The following is an 18006-nucleotide window of genomic DNA, read 5'->3' as shown; positions in this document are numbered from 1 at the left end:
GCTTCCTATCCTCCCAGGCCGTCTCCAGCCAAGTACTTTCGGCGTTTATGAGCTTAACTACTGTGTTCGAGATGGGAACAGGTGGATCCTCATAGCCATCGCCACTGAATCTGTCAGAGTTTGTACTCTGAAAACCACATAGAAGTTATATATATTTGTTTGCACATTCTGCTTAATGTTTATTTAAGTAAAGCCCTCGATCTATTAGTACCAGTCAGCTCCAAACCTCACGGCTCTTCCACACCTGGCCTATCAACCATGTCGTCTACATGGGATCTTACTAGCTTATGCTATGAGAAACCTCATCTCAAGGCTGGTTTCACGCTTAGATGCTTTCAGCGTTTATCCGTCCCGAACGTAGCTACCCAACTGTACCCTTGGCAGGATAATTGGTACACCAGCGGTTCGTCCACTCCGGTCCTCTCGTACTAGGAGCAGCCCCCTTCAAGTTTCTTGCGCCCGCGATGGATAGGGACCGAACTGTCTCACGACGTTCTGAACCCAGCTCACGTACCACTTTAATCGGCGAACAGCCGAACCCTTGGGACCTACTTCAGCCCCAGGATGTGATGAGCCGACATCGAGGTGCCAAACCTCCCCGTCGATATGGACTCTTGGGAGAGATTAGCCTGTTATCCCCAGGGTAGCTTTTATCCGTTGAGCGATGGCCCTTCCACTCGGCACCACCGGATCACTAAGCCCGACTTTCGTCCCTGCTCGACCTGTCCGTCTCGCAGTCAAGCTCCCTTCTGCCTTTACACTCTTCGAGCGATTTCCGTCCGCTCTGAGGGAACCTTTGGGCGCCTCCGTTACTCTTTAGGAGGCGACCGCCCCAGTCAAACTGCCCGCCTAAGACTGTCCGGCCGGTCGTTACTCGGCCCGTTAGAAATCAATTAATGAAAGGGTGGTATCCCAACAACGACTCCTCTAAAACTGGCGTCCTAGATTCTACGTCTCCCACCTATCCTGTACATTCATTAACTAAGTTCAATCTTAGGTTGCAGTAAAGCTCCATGGGGTCTTTCTGTCCAGTCGCGGGTAACCTGCATCTTCACAGGTACTTCAATTTCACCGGGTCCCTCGTTGAGACAGTGCGCAAGTCGTTACACCTTTCGTGCGGGTCGGAACTTACCCGACAAGGAATTTCGCTACCTTAGGACCGTTATAGTTACGGCCGCCGTTTACTGGGGCTTCAATTCAGAGCTTCGACCGAAGTCTAACCCCTCCTCTTAACCTTCCAGCACCGGGCAGGTGTCAGCACCTATACATCAGCTTTCGCTTTAGCAGGCACCTGTGTTTGTGGTAAACAGTCGCTTGCGCCTCTCTTGTGCCACTCATTCATGCTCCATGCGTTGCTGCACTTCACACTACATGAGTCCTCCTTTTCCCGAAGTTACGGAGGCATTTTGCCGAGTTCCTTAACGAGGGTTTTCCCGCGCACCTTAGGATTCTCTCCCCGCCTACCTGTGTCGGTTTTGGTACGGGCGATGTGTCTCTACCTAGAAGCTTTTCTCGACAGTGTAGGATCAATCACTTCGTCACTATCGCTAGTAACTCGTCATCACATCTCAGCTTTTAGAGCTACGGATTTGCCTATAGCTCAACCTACCTGCTTAAACACGCACTTCCAATCGCGTGCTGACCTACCTTACTGTGTCACTCCATCGATCAAACGATTCACACCGGTACAGGAATTTCAACCTGTTGTCCATCGCCTACGCTTTTCCGCCTCGGCTTAGGTCCCGACTTACCCTGAGACGACGATCGTTGCTCAGGAACCCTTAGGCTTTCGGTGGAATGGATTCTCACCATTCTTTTCGCTACTCATACCGACATTCTCACTTCTCATCAGTCCACAACTCCTTACGGTACTGCTTCAACCCAATGAGAACGCTCCCCTACCCATATACATTGCTGCATATGACACGACTTCGGTTTTACACTTTAGCCCCGGACATTTTCGGCGCAGAGTCTCTCGACCAGTGAGCTATTACGCACTCTTTAAATGGTGGCTGCTTCTAAGCCAACATCCTGGTTGTTTTGGAAATTCCACATCCTTCGCCACTTAGTGTAACATTTGGGACCTTAGTCGGTGTTCTGGGCTGTTTCCCTCTTGACAATGGACCTTATCATTCACTGTCTGACTCCCGAGTATAAGTATAGCCATTCGTAGTTTGACTAGGTTCGGTAACCGGTATGGCCCCTAGCCCGATCAGTGCTCTACCGCCTATACTCTCAACCTCGAGGCTAGCCCTAAAGCTATTTCGGGGAGAACCAGCTATCTCCGTGTTCGATTGGCATTTCACCCCTATCCACAACTCATCCCAAAGCTTTTCAACGCTCACGAGTTCGGTCCTCCACACAATTTTACCTGTGCTTCAACCTGGCCATGGATAGATCACTACGGTTTCGGGTCTACTATTACTAACTGAACGCCCTGTTCAGACTCGCTTTCGCTGCGGCTCCGTGTTTTCCACTTAACCTCGCTAGCAACAGTAACTCGTCGGTTCATTCTTCAATAGGCACGCCGTCGTCCTGATATATATACAGACTTCGACTGTTTGTAGACATACGGTTTCAGGTTCTCTTTCACTCCCCGCCAGGGGTTCTTTTCACCTTTCCCTCACGGTACTATGCGCTATCGGTCGATATCAGTATTTTGGCTTGGAGGGTGGTCCCCCCTGCTTCCCACAAGGTTTCACGTGTCTCGTGGTACTCTGGATACAGTCCCATGTATGCAAGGTTTCGATTACAGGGCTTTCACCTTCTGCGGCTGAGCTTTCCAACTCGATTCTTCTACCTCATTTACACTTGATGACTGTCCTCAACCCCGGTGCGGTTGCCCGCTCCGGTTTGGCCTCTTTCCCGTTCGCTCGCCGCTACTAAGAAAATCTCGTTTGATTACTTTTCCTCTGGGTAATTAGATGTTTCAGTTCCCCAGGTGCCCTCCTCATACTCAAAGGTATGGGTGACAGTGCATAACCACTGCCGGGTTCCCCCATTCGGAAATCTACGGGTCAAAGGTTGCTTGCACCTCTCCGTAGCTTATCGCAGCTTACCGCGTCCTTCTTCGGCTGATATCGCCAAGGCATCCACCGTACGCCCTTAAAATCTTTACTTATTTTACGCCATAATTTGCGTCTATCTTCGTTGTACTGCATTCAGCTCATCTTGCGTATACAAATACGCGGCGATTTCGCTTCATTGGTACGCCTCGATATCCATCAAATTCTGACGAAAATCAATTTGATTTTTAGACATGCATTAGATACATTGTCGTTTTTTGTAGCCGTACATTTTCATGTACGTCACCATTAAGTCAGAGAATTATTTCCTATGTGCTCGGGTCAACCTACTTAGAAATTCTAAGAGATGACCTTACAAATATATAATAATTATCTTCTATGCAGTTTTCAAAGAACAAAACTCCTGTATGGAGTTGTTTGAGAGTCTATACAGATCTCTCAAAACCGAACAATGTTAGGTGCCAAAGTGTCGACCTAAGTGACATCCAAGCTCTTGGCCTAGTGTATGTCTCCCTAGAAAGGAGGTGATCCAGCCGCACCTTCCGATACGGCTACCTTGTTACGACTTCACCCCAATCATCGACTTTACCTTAGACGGCTGGCTCCCGAAGGTTACCCCACCGGCTTTGGGCACTTCCGACTTTCGTGGTGTGACGGGCGGTGTGTACAAGGCCCGGGAACGTATTCACCGCAGTATGCTGACCTGCGATTACTAGCGATTCCGACTTCACGTAGGCGAGTTGCAGCCTACGATCCGAACTGAGAGAGTGTTTCTCGGGTTTGCTCCACCTCGCGGTATTGCTTCCGTCTATTAACTCCCATTGTAGTACGTGTGTAGCCCAGGTCATAAGGGGCATGATGATTTGACGTCATCCCCGCCTTCCTCCGCATTGTCTGCGGCAGTCTCTCATGAGTTCCCACCCGAAGTGCTGGCAACATAAGATAGGGGTTGCGCTCGTTGCGGGACTTAACCCAACATCTCACGACACGAGCTGACGACAACCGTGCACCACCTGTTTTCTGGCTTCCGAAGAAGAGGAACCATCTCTGGTTCTGTCCATCAATGTCAAGACCTGGTAAGGTTCTTCGCGTTGCGTCGAATTAAACCACATACTCCACCGCTTGTGCGGGCCCCCGTCAATTCCTTTGAGTTTCAACCTTGCGGTCGTACTCCCCAGGCGGGGTACTTATTGCGTTAACTCCGGCACAGAAGGGGTCGATACCTCCTACACCTAGTACCCATCGTTTACGGCCAGGACTACCGGGGTATCTAATCCCGTTCGCTCCCCTGGCTTTCGCGCCTCAGCGTCAGTTTTCGTCCAGAAAGTCGCCTTCGCCACTGGTGTTCTTCCTAATATCTACGCATTTCACCGCTACACTAGGAATTCCACTTTCCTCTCCGATACTCTAGATTGGCAGTTTCCATCCCATCACGGGGTTAAGCCCCGAACTTTTAAGACAGACTGACCAATCCGCCTGCGCGCGCTTTACGCCCAATAATTCCGGACAACGCTTGCCACCTACGTATTACCGCGGCTGCTGGCACGTAGTTAGCCGTGGCTTTCTATTCCGGTACCGTCAATCCTTCTAACTATTCGCAAGAAGGCCTTTCGTCCCGATTAACAGAGCTTTACAACCCGAAGGCCGTCATCACTCACGCGGCGTTGCTCCGTCAGACTTTCGTCCATTGCGGAAGATTCCCCACTGCTGCCTCCCGTAGGAGTCTGGGCCGTGTCTCAGTCCCAATGTGGCCGTTCATCCTCTCAGACCGGCTACTGATCATCGCCTTGGTGGGCCGTTACCCCTCCAACTAGCTAATCAGACGCAATCCCCTCCTTCAGTGATAGCTTATAAATAGAGGCCACCTTTCATCTATCCTCGATGCCGAGGTTAGATCGTATGCGGTATTAGCAGTCGTTTCCAACTGTTGTCCCCCTCTGAAGGGCAGGTTGATTACGCGTTACTCACCCGTTCGCCACTAAGATTGATAGAAGCAAGCTTCCATCGCTCTTCGTTCGACTTGCATGTGTTAAGCACGCCGCCAGCGTTCGTCCTGAGCCAGGATCAAACTCTCCAAGATATCTTGAAGCTATTTGAATAGCTCATTATTTGTTGTCGTTACATGTAAGTAACTTTGAATTATGGTTGGTTTTGACTTTGTCAAAACCCGCACTCTGGCATATGTTCAATCATATGATTGATTACCTATCATTGTTCAGTTTTCAAAGATCTGTACCAGTTAGACTAGATTTTATCTAGCTCCGAAGCACTTTCATAAAAAGTGTTTCGCCAACTGGCGACTAGATTATAATAACATGTTGTCACTTTCATGTCAACACCTTTTTATAATCTTTTTTAGAATTTTGTAATTTCTGTTTTAACCAGGAATTACATTTTTATTCTAAAACGATTATCAACAAACATAGATTTTATCTAGTGTTTGCTAACTAATAAACAGTCGCTTCGAACGACTGTATAGCTATTATAGTACAAAGAACCGAGGGGCGCAACCCCTAATTTTAAAATTTTGCAAACTTTTTTCTGAATCTATATATATTGTATATTTCGCTACTATATATACCATATACGGTAGTTATTAATAATATATATAATCGTTTTTACTCTATATATCCATCAATGCTTCTATCTAATCATTTATAATGTTTTCCTACTATACTTAGCCTAATTATAAATAGCTTATCCATAGATAGCTTATCTATAGACAGATAAATACTTAATAAGGCCTATATGTTTAACAGACTAATGCTTCAAATAACCTATATAGATATATAAAGCACATAATACCTCTTTAGGCACAATTATTTTTTAATGGTATATAATGCAATTGTCATTTAATAGTATATATACATATTGAGTGCACAAAACTAATTATATAGAAAATTAACAACTATATAGATATAAAAACAACGCCATCCAACCGGATGGCGTTGTTTAATAAGGATTTGTGTTCCCTAGTCGGGGGTCCAGGGTACAGGGCCCTCATAAACTCAATATAAGGGCCAATGTGTCATTTTAGATATATGTGTATGTAAGGGATACATCATATATCATCAGTATGTATTAGAGATCAACTAAGCCTTTTAACGAGAGAAGAAAAGGCTACAATATCTACATTACTATAGATATCGTTTATTGTTGAATTGCACTGCGCAAATCAACTTTGTTGTAGTCATTGCTACCCATTGGTTCGTTGATAGCTTTGCGAAGGTCTACTACGTGCTCATCAGCAGCAGTTGGTTCTTCGCTTGCTTTGTTTTTAACGGTTTCTTTAGCAGCGAACCAGATTGTTTCGTTCATGTAGTGACGAAGTTCTTCGTTAGATACATGTTCTTGCTCTTGCGCAAGGATATCCAAGATTGCATCTTCTAATGCTTGTGCTTCGTCGTCAGTCATAGGACCGCCTACTTGTTTTTGCTTTTGTACAACTTCGTTAACACGATCTACCATACCGCGCAATACATTAAATCCATAGCTATTTACAAAGCCATCTTTTTCATTGTATTTAGGCATTTCAAAGTATTCGTATTCATTTTTGTTGCGGTTTTCACCGTTCCAATTTAAAGCTGTTTCAAAGCCATGTACACGACCTAAAGAATGTGTACGGAAGTAATCAGCATAGTTATGTTTATCTTTGGAATGTAACCATTTTTTATCAGCTTTAGTCAATTGTTCATGATTGTTGCGTTTAGCTTCTGCTAAAGCAATTTTTTGTTCAGCATTTTCCCATGCTTTTACGTAATCATGAAGGGATTGTACTACTTGTGGGCTGGCCACAGGTACCAATACAACATTGCTCAAACCAGGTGCGGATGCAGGGTTAGGCAAGATCAAGTTGTCATCATATGTTGGTGCGCTTGCTGCGTGACCAGTGATGGATGCTGCGCTCATTAAAAGTGCCGCTGTGAAAGCAAGCATTGTAGATTTTTTCATATCTATTCCTCTTTTCATAGTCGAATTAATGTGCTGGTTCAGGGCTCCCGAAGGAACCCATACCAGTTGTATCCATTAGCAAACTAGGATTCCTAGTTATTTTGAAAGTTTAACTAATTACATACCCATTTTCGCCATCATTGCAGCCATTTGAGCTTTCAATACTTCTACTTCACTTTGTAGACCAGCGTTTTGAGCTTTAATTTGTTCGTTTTCATATTTCAAGTCAGATACTTCACCTTTTAATCCGGCATTTTGAGCTTTCATTGCTGCCATTTCAGTTTGTACTGCGTATGCAGAGCTGATAGGGCCTTTGCGGTAGCGATCTGCTACAGCTGCTTCAGCATCTCTGTTACCAACTTTCCAAGTTACACCAGCATTCGCCATCATATGGCTAGAACCGCCAGCCCAGGACAAGCCACCATGGAACATTGTGGATTCGTTTTTGTAATGAGCTACGCCCACTGCAATCGCGGAGTTACCACGGTAGTTACCATAACCAGCCATAATTTGAGTTGGTTCCAATGGATCGTATTGCATAGGTTTCAATGCGGACAATGCTGCACCTTGAGCACCTACACGGCCGATTTCTTCGTTCAATTGATCAACGCGAGGGTCAACTGCGCCTTTTACAGAAAGGTCATAGTTCAAGCCACCGTCAGCAGATTCAGTTTTCTTCAATACTACGGAATGATCATCAGATGTCAATGTAGTACGGGAATCTTTCAATTGTTTAACGTTTACTGCATCAGTATCATTAGTGCCTTTTTGAACATTAGTGATTTTGTTACCACCCATGTTGAGGTTGCCACCAGTGATATTTACAGTATCGCCACCGAAGGATACTTTAGGACCATTGGAGTTATTGGAAATGGAAGTGATGTTAGTGAGGTCACCTTTCACGTCGAAGGATACTTTACCGTTCGCATCAGTGTGAGCAGTAGTATTTACACCATTAGAGAAGTCTAAACCATCAGATAACATTACTGTTCTAGCGTTGCCACCATTTTCTTTATAAGTCAATGGAATTTGTTTAGCTGCTTCCTTACCATTGAAGTTAACTTGGTAGTTAGTTGTATGGTTAGTAGCATTTGGTTGAACGTCTACAGTGATCGCTTTGTTGTCACCTGTTACAGTAACTGCTTCACGAGCTGCATCTTTAACGTCATTTTTATCTACAGATACTTCGTATGTTGCACCAGCTGCACCGAATGTATCGCCAGCTTTAGGAGCTACTTTAGCGATGTTATTAGCATCAGCTTTAGCTTGTACTTTTTCAGTAGATTTTTTAGCTGCTTCTTGTTGAACAAGTTTCAATTGTTCTTCAGTTGCTGCACGACCTTTAGTTGCGAAGTCAGCGGAATCAAGAGTTTTGTTAGTTAAGCCAGTGATATCACCAGTTTTACCATCAAACTTGATTGTATTGTCGCCAGCTACGTTAACTACTTGGTCACCTTTGAATTCTAATTTGCCGTCGCCTTCGTTGTTAGTGATGGAAGTGATTTTATTCAAATCGCCTTCAACATTAACTTTGTAAGGGTTAGCTTTAGAACCGTCGCCAGTCACTTTAGTATTTTGACCGTCAACAAGGTTAGTTTTAGCTGCTTTCAATTGACGTACGTTAACCGCATCAGTGTCGTTTACACCATCTTCAACGTTAGTAATTTGTTTATTACCAGCATTGATGCCGTCTTTAGTTACGGATGGGCCGTTGTTGATTACCAAGCCACCATCAGTGATCTTAGTATCGCCAATTGTCAGGGAACCTTTATTTGTAAGATCTACATTGTTGCTCAATGCATATTCTACTTTAGCGCCGTTTTCGTCGCTAGTTTGTTTTACAGTGAGGTTTTTACCGCCGGAGAATTCAACAGTTTTACCATCAGTAATGTTCTTAGCTGTTGTTTCAGAATCAGCAGTAGTATTACCAGAAGTTTTAACGTTGAAGCTGTTCATTGTACCAAGGCCAGCACCGCTAATTGTCATTTCGCCATTAGCAGATTTGGATACTGTGATACCGTCAGCACCTTTAACATTTACTTTACCGCCGTTAGCTGGAACATCTGTGCCATTAGCTTGGATTGTCCAAATATCGTCAGTGTTAGCGAATGTTTTATCGCCGTATTTAATGCGGTCTCCATCTTTCTTAATTGTTGTGTAGTTATCAGGTGTACCTAAGTGGATTTCCTTAGTTTGGATGGAGTCGATGCCTTTGATGTTTTTATTCAAGCGAATGTTCAAAGTATCGTTACCATCAGCAGTTACAGCGATGTTACCTGCAGCAGATTCAAATGTTTTTTCTTGCTCTTCAGTAACGCCTTCACCTTTAACTTTAACTGTGGAGTTAAGTTTGTTTTTGTTTACAACGCTTTCGTTGTTACCAGTGAATTTCAAGCCGTCATCAGTAGTAGCAACTTCGTGTTTGTTGTTGTTGCTATCTTCGTAAACGATACGAGTCATACCGTTTGTACCGTTTTTACCGTCTACGCCGTCTTGACCGTTAGCACCTTTGAAAGTAAGACCATCTTTACCGTCTTTACCATTCAAGCCGATAGATCCGTCTTTACCGTTGATTACAACAGCAGAACCATCTTTACCGTTTACACCGATCTTACCGTCAACACCTGGTTTACCGTCTTTACCATCATTACCAACTTTGATATCGTCGGACAATGCATAGTTGTAAGTATGGTTACCAGTTACTTTATCAACGATTTGTTCAACAGTTAAGTTTTTACCTGCACCGAAGTTTACAGTTGTGCCAGGTTTTACGATTGTTGCACTGTGATCGCCTACTGTGTTACCAGTAACGTCACCTTTCCAACCGGAGTTGTTGATTGTATCTACTACAGTTTTAACTGTTGCGATACCATTATCACCATCCACGCCTGGTTTGCCGTCAACGCCGTCTTTCACTTTACCAAGTGTTACGTCGTATTTAACAACACCGTTTGCATCAACGGAAGCTTTAGTGTAGTTACCGTCAACGAAGTTCAAGCCTTCGGACAATTTAACTTTTTGTTTAGTACCGTTGTTAGCTGTGTAGTTAAGTTCAGCATCGCCAAGGTTAGTTGCTTTTGCATTTACTGTGTAAATGTTTTGACCATCAGCACCAATTGTTTTATCAACTGTTACGTTGTCACCAGCTTTAACTTCTGTCTTAGCGGATTTCAATTGTTTTACGTTGACTGCATCAGTGTCATTTACGCCAGCTTTCACGTTAGTGATGTTCAAGTCACCAGCATTGATGCCACCTTTAGTAATGGATGGACCATTGTTGATTACTAAACCACCGTCAGTGATCTTAGTATCGCCAATTGTTAAGGAACCGGATGGAGTTAAGTCAACTTCTTTGGACAATTGAACTTTCAACTTGCCATCTACGTTGTTCACGCCGATGTTACCATCAGTCAATTTAGACTTATCTGCACCACCAGTGATATCCAATGTTTGGTTCAATTTCTTAGCGATAACTTTAGTAGAATCAGTTTGGCCATCATCGCCAGCATATTTCATGCCGTCGTCAGTAGTTGCCACTTCGTGTTTATTGTTGTTTTTGTCTTCGTATACGATACGAGTCATGCCGTCTTTGCCGTTTTTACCGTCAACGCCGTCTTGACCGTTAGCGCCTTTAATAGTAAGACCGTCTTTGCCGTCTTTACCATTGAGACCGATGGAACCATCTTTACCATTGATTACAACAGCGGAACCATCTTTACCGTTTATGCCGATTTTACCATCAACACCATCTTTACCATCTTTGCCATCGTTACCAACTTTGATATTGTCGGACAATGCATAAGTGTAAGTATGGTCTTTAGTTGTTGGATTGATAGTTTGTTCAACAGTCAAGTTTTTGCCTGCTGCGTAGTTGATTGTACCACCGTTTTCAACAGTTGTTGCAGTTGCAGTACCTTCTACTTTACCGCCGTTAGCAGTTGCATTTGCTTTGAAAGTGAAACCATCTTTGATTTGATCTGCCAAACCGGACAAGTCGATTTTTGCTACTGTACCAGCTTGGTTAGTACCATTGCCATCGTTGTATTTCAATGTAACGGATTTGTCTGCTGCATCATAAGAGTAAGATGTAGTAGTTTCACCTGCACGATTAGTTGTAGTAGGTGCAATGTGTAAATCGTTAGCTTTAGAAATACGAGTTACGTCGCCAATGTTAGCTGCGTTATCGATTACATCGCCGCCAGATTTAAGGTTAGTGATGTTGTTGCCACCCATGTTCACGTTGCCGCCATCGAATTTGAATTCGTTGCCGCCAATTGTCATAGTTGCAGGGCCATCATTCTTAATGGAAGTGATGTTTTTCAAATCTTTGTTCAATTGAACTTCGAGAGTATCAGTACCATCAGCTTTTACGTTGATGTTACCAGAAGCGCTCTTGAAGGATGTAGAAGTTGTTTTATCTACGCCTTCACCTTGAACTTTAACAAGGCTGTTCAATTTGTTTTTGTTTACAACATCAGTGTTGTTACCAGTGAATTTCAAGCCGTCATCAGTAGTAGCAACTTCGTGTTTGTTGTTATTTTTGTCTTCGTATACGATACGAGTGATACCGTTAGTACCATTTTTACCGTCTACACCGTCTTGACCGTTAGCACCGCGGATAGTAAGACCATCTTTACCGTCTTTACCATTGAGGCCGATGGAACCGTCTTTACCATTGATTACAACAGCAGAGCCGTCTTTACCGTTTACGCCGATTTTGCCGTCAACGCCATCTTTACCGTCTTTGCCATCGTTACCAATCTTGATATCGTTAGCCAAGTCGAATTCAACTTTAGCACCATCGTTGTTGCTAGTTTGTTTAACAGTTAAGTTTTTACCTGCTGCCATTTCAACTGTTTTACCATCAGAGATAGTTTTTGCAGTAGTTTCGGAATCAGCAGTTGTATTACCAGTGGATTTCACATTCCATACGGATTGTGCAGCACCTGGAGCTACATGCAAGTCGTAAGTAACTTGGTTACCGTTTTCAGTTTTATTAACTGTTACGGAGTTATCGTTAGAAGTTACTACTGTACGAGCATCTTTCAATTGTTTTACGTTAACTGCATCAGTATCGTTTACGCCAGCTTTTACATTAGTAATGTTCAAGTTGCCAGCATTAATGCCACCTTTAGTGATGGAAGGACCATTATTAATAGTCAAACCACCATCGTTTACAACAGTGTCACCAATAGTTAAGGAACCAGATGGAGTCAAGTTTACGTTGTTGTTAAGATCGTATTTAACTACGCCATCAGCAGCTACAGAAGCTGTTGTATTGGAACCATTTGTGAAGTTCAAACCTTTATCCAATGTAACTGTTTGAGAGTTTTGGCCATTCGCTTTGTATGTGATTGCATTACCGCCTGTAGGCAAGTTGCTCAAGTCGATCTTAGCTGTTTTGTTCACTGCATTATCATTGCCATCAACATATTCCAATGTAACTGTTTTATCAGCGTTCACTGTGTATGTTTTGTCTTTGATATGAATGTCGTTAGCTTTGGAGATACGGTTAACGTCGCCAATGTTAGCCGCGTTATTGATCACATCGCCACCAGATTTAAGGTTAGTGATGTTGTTGTCGCCCATGTTCACGTTGCCGCCATCGAATTTGAATTCGTTGCCGCCGATTGTGAAAGTAGCAGGGCCTTCATTTTTAATAGTCTTGATGTTAGTCAAGTCACCAGCTAAACCAAATTCAACTTTAGCGCCGTCGTTGTTGCTAGTTTGTTTAACAGTCAAGTTTTTGCCTGCTGCCATTTCAACTGTTTTACCATCAGTGATAGTTTTTGCAGTTGCTTCGGAATCAGCAGTTGTGTTACCAGTGGATTTCACATTCCATACGGATTGTGCAGCGCCTGGAGCTACATGCAAGTCATAAGTAACTTGGTTACCGTTTTCTGTTTTGTTAACTGTTACGGATTTATCGTTAGAAGTTACTACTGTACGAGCATCTTTCAATTGTTTTACGTTAACTGCATCAGTATCGTTTACGCCAGCTTTCACATTAGTAATGTTCAAGTTACCAGCATTGATACCAGTTTTAGTAACAGATGGACCACCTGTAATTGTTAAGCCACCATTATTAAGAATAGTGTCACCAATTTTCAAGGAACCATTTGGTGTCAAATCAACATCATTGGACAATGCATATGTGTAAGTATGTTCACCAGTTGCATTATCAATATTTTGAGCAACAGTTAAGTTTTTACCTGCTGCATAAGAAACAGTTTTACCGTTTGCTACAGGTGTAACAGCATGGTTACCAACTACATTGCCTTTAGCGTCAGTGGAGAAGGAGTAACCGTCTTTGATTTGATCAGCCAAACCGGACAAGTCGATTTTTGCTACTGTACCAGCTTGGTTAGCACCGTTACCATCGTTGTATTTCAATGTTACGGATTTGCTTGCTGCATCGTAAGCGTAAGATGTAGTAGTTTCACCTTGACGATCAGAAGATGTTGGAGCAATGTGCAAGTCATTAGCTTTGGAAATACGAGTTACGTCGCCAATGTTAGCAGCGTTATTCACTACATCGCCACCAGATTTAAGGTTAGTGATGTTTTGGTCACCCATGTTGATAGGGCCATTAGTGATATTGATGGAGTTAGGACCGAATTCCATTTTTGGACCATTTGTAGTGTTGGAAATGGAATTGATATTAACTAAGTCTTTATTAACATCGTATTTAACAACGCCTTCAGCATCTACGGAAGCTGTTGTGTTTCTACCGTTTGTGAAGTTCAAACCTTTATCCAATGTAACCTTTTGTTCATTAGTGCCATTCGCTTTGTATGTCAAAGGAATTTGTTTAGCAGCTTTATCACCATCGAATGTTACTTGGTAAGTTGTATTGTGGTTTGCTTCATCTTGTACAGGTGTAACAGTGATAGGGTTGTTGTTATTGTTTGCATTGTTTACAGTAACTGCTTCACGAGCTGCATCTTTTACGTCGTTACGGGATACGTTTACTTCGTAAGTTGCACCAGCTTCACCGAATTGATCGCCTGCTTTAGGGGATACTTTAGCGATATTTTTGTCGCTAGAACCAGCTACGTCTGCTTTAGCTTGTACTTTTTCAGTAGAAGCTGCAGTAGGTGTTACGTTGTTTACATCTACAGTGTAGATAGTTTTTGTGCTACCATCTGCATTTTGAACTACATTGCTTGTTACTTTCGCAGCATTTTTACCTTGAACTTCAACAGTGCTGTTCAATTTGTTTTTAGCGCTGTCGGACAAGTCAGCCACTACATTAGAACCAGAAGCAGTTGTTGTAATGTACTCACCATTGTTAGCACCTACAACGCCGAAGCTCAAGCCGCCTTGTTTGTTCAATTTTTGTAATTCAGTAGCGCCTGTATTACCAGTCAAACCAACTGTGTTATTGAACTTGTTATTAACAATGTTCAATTGTTCTTCAGTTGCAGCACGACCTTTTTTAGCGAAATCAGGAGCATCTAAAGTTACGTTAGTTAAACCAGTGATATCACCAGCTTTAGCATTCAAGCTAATGTTGTGATCACCAGCTACGTTTACAGTTTGGTTACCACCAAATGCAATTTTGCCATCGCCAGCTTTGTTAGTGATGGATGTAATGTCAGTTAAATCACCTTCAACGTCTACTTTGAAAGTTTTAACGCCATTTACGTCACGGTGAGAAGCAGTTGTGTTCTTACCGTTTTCCATGTCGATAGCTTCTTTAGCAAGGTTTTTAATAACAGTCTTACCACCATTGTTGATGTTGGAAAGATCTTGTTTAGCAATACCTGTGATAACAGCAGTTTCATTAGGAACATCTTTGTTGTTACCATCAAGGTAAGTCATTGTTACTTTGCCGTTGTTATCTACAGCGTATTCACCAGGCTTAATGTGACGTTCGTCAGCACGAACTTGTTTCAATTGGCTAACATTAACTGCATCGTTATCATTTACGCCAGCTTTCACATTAGTAATGTTTAAACCACCAGCATTGATACCAGTTTTAGTAACAGATGGACCACCATTAATAGTCAAACCATTATCAGTGATATTAGTGTCACCAATTTTGATAGACCCATCTGGAGTCAAATCGATGTCTTTATTCAATGCAAATTCAACAGCTGCATTACCATTATTATTAGTTTGTTTAATGGTCATGTTTTTGCCAGCTTGCATTTCCACAGTTTTGCCGTCACGGATTTCTTGAACGCCAGCAGAACCTTGTGCCACTTTACCTTCTGTAGCAGTAGATTTCACGTTGAAAGAGCTCATGTCGCCAGTTTTCAAACCGCTCAAGTCGATAACTGCTTTAGGGCCGTTAACAGTTTTACCATTACCATCTTGGTAAGTTAATGTAACCTTTTTGTTAGCATCTACAGTGTATTCAGCCACATTGTTATTAGTGCCTGCTGTAGGAGCTACATGCAAGTCATTAGCTTTGGAGATACGAATAACATCGCCAATGTTAGCAGCATTATTGATTACATCGCCACCAGATTTTAGGTTAGTAATATTGTTATCACCAAGATCTAGGTTACCGCCAGTGATGCTGATGTTATCACCATCAAAGTGCATTGTAGTACCACCATTGTTAGTGATAGAAGTAATGCCACCAAGATCGCTATTTAAAGAGTATGTATATGTTTGTTCACCAATAGATTGCTCAATGTCTTGTTTAACTGTTAAGTTCTTACCAGCTGCGTAGTTAACAGTATTACCCTTTGCAACAGTTGCAGGATTTGCAGTGCCGTCTAATTTACCGCCGTTAGCTTTAGCATTTGTTAAGAAGTCATACCTAGCAGCTGTATCAGCAGCGTTGATTGTGTAAGTAGTACGACCGTCTACAGTTTTTTCGTCAACTGTAACGTTTTTACCAGCTCTCACCATGCCAGTATCGTCAAAGCCTACAGTAATTTTGGAGTCTTTCGCACCGTCATGAGCCGCTACAGTAGATACACGACCTGTACCGATAACGTTTAATTTACCGCCATCAGTTAAGAAGTCACTTTTACCAGTGTTACCAGTTACAGCAACGCCAACGTTTTTCAATTGAGCTACGTTAACAGCGTCAGTGTCTGCAGTACCTGCAGCAAGACCAGTCAATTGACGAGTCAATGTTTTGCCATTACCGATGGATACAGCAGCTGTAGTAGCCGTTTGTACATTACCTTGTAAGTTAGTATATTTACGAGTATGTAAATCAGATGGGTTGTAACCTACTACACCTTTATCTGTTGTTGTAACAGAGGATGCACCAAGAGCTACACCTTCTGCAATATTAGCATTCGTTTCATCACCTAGAGCTGTTGCTCTAGTCACATTTGCTTTAGCAATATGACCTACTGCAACGCCATATTGACCATTTGCACGAGTACCAGCACCTAATGCTACACCAGATTCACCTTCAGTTTGAGATTGCATACCGATAGCAATAGAATTTACACCCTTAGCAATTACTTTAGGCGAGCCTTCGCCACTTTGACCAATAGCAATAGCATTATTGCCAGAAGCTTCAGCACGAGCACCGATTACAGTAGCACCAGAGCCAGATGCAGTTGTTTCACGACCAATAGCAATCGTATCTAATTCTGTTGCTTGGTTGTCACGACCGATAGCAATTTGGGAATTCTCTCTATTTCTACGTGCATCACCACGATTACCAGCTGCAGAATCAGTCAAGTTATTTTTACCAATGGAAATACCACCCATTGTTTTAGCGTTATTAGATTGACCTAATGTAATTGTGTCTGCTACATGAGATGTATTTTCAGAACCAATGGCAACGGAGTTTTGACCCAATGCATTTTCTTTGTAACCAGCGGCAAAAGATCCAGGACCAGCAGAATTGGAATATACACCCATAGCAGCAGATTCTCTACCAGTTGCACTAGAATAGTTACCAACTACTGTAGAGTATGCACCGGCATTTTTAGGTGCTGTTTGCCAAGTACCTTTTGTGTAGTCAACGTTGTTATAGGAACCGATTGCAATGGCACTTTGTGCATTGGCATTGCTTACGTTACCAATAGCTACCGTTGCCGCACCAGCTGCTCTGTTGCCAGCACCAATAGCAGTGGAAGCACCGCCGCTAGATTCGTTTTGATTACCAACGGCTAAACCAGAATTACCATAAGCTTGGTTATTAGCACCAAGAGCTGTAGTGCCATCTTCATTATCAGTTCTATTTTGGTAACCTACAACGATAGAATTAACGCCAACACTGTTAGCAGGTTTAGCATTAGCATGAATATCAATTCGGCTACCTTCTGTATTAATACTGCCATCGGAGCTAACTATTGCGTGAGCTGGGTTACCAGCAACTGCACCACCAACAAGTGCCAAGCCAGCCAATACGCTAGCTAATACTTTTTTCTTGCCGTTATTATTTTTAGCAGTTTCAGGTACTACTACGTAGCAGCCTTTAGATTTGCTATAAACGACCTTAAAAACCTTATTCATAGAAACTATGAACCCCTTTCTCTCTTATAAAGAAAACACCAAATGCCTTATATACATTTTTCGTTTCATGAATTGTTTATGACACACGTTCACATACCATTCATTAAGATATTAATATGATAACAATTTATAAACTAATTGTAAATAGAAATTCCTAAAATAATTAAAATAAATTTTATATTTCTAAATAAGATAAATTGAACTTTCTAGATATGCGAAAATATCTCCACATCAGCATATAATAAGGGTTTATATTGTAATTGTATTATATATAATATAATACATTATATATATAAGAGTATAAAACAGATCATATCAGTTTATATTTACATTATATTTGTATATCTTAAACAAGTTTATCTTCATCTAAAATATATAAACTTTCTAAATTAGATGAAGATAAAGCATAGTAATAAAGCGGTTCTTCATAAATGCATAGAAAAAGGTAGTTAATATAAGCAGTCTATTATTTTATAATTGTTTATATTTGTATAGCTATTGAGCCTTAAGTAAGGACAACAATACATAAACGCAAAAAAACAACGCCATCCTTTCGGATGGCGTTGTTTTGCATAAGGATTTGTGCCCTAGT

At 42.2% G+C, this 18006-nt stretch carries 2 protein-coding genes and 3 rRNA genes; all 5 read right to left on the bottom strand.

What is annotated here, in order from left to right:
- Window positions 1–109 (bottom strand): 5S ribosomal RNA (rrf, locus tag VCHSUH04_RS09045); the annotation flags it as partial.
- Between the two features lie 75 nt (window positions 110–184).
- Window positions 185–3119 (bottom strand): 23S ribosomal RNA (locus VCHSUH04_RS09040).
- A gap of 424 nt (window positions 3120–3543) precedes the next feature.
- Window positions 3544–5106, bottom strand: a 16S ribosomal RNA gene (locus VCHSUH04_RS09035).
- Window positions 5107–6176: 1070 nt separating this feature from the next.
- Window positions 6177–6977, bottom strand: coding sequence for a hypothetical protein (locus VCHSUH04_RS09030; protein ID WP_105086288.1), 801 nt, complete (start codon window positions 6975–6977; stop codon window positions 6177–6179).
- Between the two features lie 117 nt (window positions 6978–7094).
- Complete coding sequence (locus VCHSUH04_RS09025; RefSeq protein ID WP_105086287.1) at window positions 7095–17414, bottom strand: ESPR-type extended signal peptide-containing protein; 10320 nt, start codon at window positions 17412–17414, stop codon at window positions 7095–7097.
- Between the last annotated feature and the right edge of the window lie 592 nt (window positions 17415–18006).

The organism is Veillonella sp. T14073-2 (genome assembly GCF_002959875.1).
GTDB classification, from domain to species: domain Bacteria; phylum Bacillota; class Negativicutes; order Veillonellales; family Veillonellaceae; genus Veillonella; species Veillonella infantium.
Note: the sequence above shows the minus strand (reverse complement) of the source record. Positions and strands in the feature narration are given on the sequence as shown.

What these genes read in the sequence shown, in the direction of transcription:
- VCHSUH04_RS09030 (WP_105086288.1), bottom strand. Translation starts at nt 6,977, where the DNA reads ATGAAAAAATCTACAATGCTTGCTTTCACAGCGGCACTTTTAATGAGC.
- VCHSUH04_RS09025 (WP_105086287.1), bottom strand. Translation starts at nt 17,414, where the DNA reads ATGAATAAGGTTTTTAAGGTCGTTTATAGCAAATCTAAAGGCTGCTAC.